Annotated in this window: 1 protein-coding gene; it reads left to right on the forward strand. The window is 39.2% G+C overall.

Annotated features, from left to right (window positions below):
* Positions 1–279 (forward strand): hypothetical protein (locus AC1DT3_RS23665; protein WP_477467585.1); only part of this gene is annotated, 279 nt, incomplete at its 5' end.
* Positions 280–579: the final 300 nt, after the last annotated feature.

The raw sequence follows: 579 nt of genomic DNA on the forward strand, positions 1-579 counted from the left end.
ACCTACGTCAAAGTCGAGTTCCTTAGAACAAATCGATGCCCAGAGTTTGTCGAGAACGTAAGGTCAGCGATTGAGGCCCGTTCACTTGGTAATTTTTATCTTAGTGACGCCAGCTTTGCTGAGGCCGCGATTTTTTTCGGAACCAGAGCATTGAGCGCTGATGACGTCATTCGCATCAACCCATCCAAATGGAAAGAAAAACACAAAGAAGAGTTCGAATACCTATCGAACTTAAGGATGAAGTTCGATTGCGATGCTGGAATTATGGAATTTGGCTAGGAATTTATTTTGTAAGCTCGGTATAATATGACAACCCATTGAATGAGTAAAATGGAAAAGTAATTGATAATGGAATACATAATTAAAATAATGCATATCGCTGAAAGCGTCGTAGAAATTTTACTTATATATCCTCTCTATTTAATTTTAACAGGGAAACTCAGTCTTCGCGATATAGCGCGGTGGAAATTCGTAAAACCAAGAAAAAAAGGCAACAAAAAGGAAGAATTTAATGGAAAGGCAGACGACAAAAGTAACAGGTAGTCCAAATTTTGATCCGACAAGTCCCACGTCATGGGG

It is taken from the genome of Microvirga sp. P4_G7 (genome assembly GCF_056401005.1).